General features: G+C 65.8%; 1 protein-coding gene. It reads right to left on the reverse strand.

The annotated features are described in order from the left end of the window. Positions 1 to 158: 158 nt before the first annotated feature. The coding region (locus DB30_RS41055; RefSeq protein ID WP_205633229.1) for a hypothetical protein at positions 159 to 588 on the reverse strand (430 nt) is incomplete at its 5' end.

A 588-nucleotide genomic window follows, 5' to 3' on the forward strand; every position in this document is an offset into this window, starting at 1 on the left:
AGTGTCAACCTCGTGGCCGCGCTGCCGCGCGCGCAACCACTGGGAGATGAAGGCGACGCTGAAGACCGGCGTCATGAACGCCCAGACCCATAGGTCTCGCTGCGCTGCGACCGTCGTGATCCAGACAGTCGCAACAGCAACGAGGCCGACGAGCCCGGCTACCAGAACTCGCCGCATGCTGACTTGCCCTTTCCGAGGATCAACTCGCCACACCCACACCCGACGGCGACCGACGCCAGCATGCCGCCTGCGGGATTCGCCGTTGCGATGGCGACCCCTGCGGCTGCTACACCGAGCAGGCAACCTCCCCATCCGCGTTGGGCCTGCGGCGCGAAGCCCAGTTCCATGGCGAGAGCGCCTGCCCGCCGGGTCACTTCTTCGGCAGACAAGGTGCCCTCGACCACCGGAGCGGTGCCGGGCGCGAGCGTGATCTGGCTATAGCCGTCGCTGTAGTCGAGCACGACGAACCAGACGCCGTCCACGTCTTCCCAAATGTGGACTTGGCCTTGGAGAGCATCCGACTGATCGTAGACCAGGACCTCGGCGCTCTCGTCCGAGGTTACGGTTGCCACTGCGTGACTCTCTTCG

It is taken from the genome of Enhygromyxa salina (assembly GCF_000737335.2).
Lineage (GTDB): Bacteria > Myxococcota_A > Polyangia > Nannocystales > Nannocystaceae > Plesiocystis > Plesiocystis salina_C.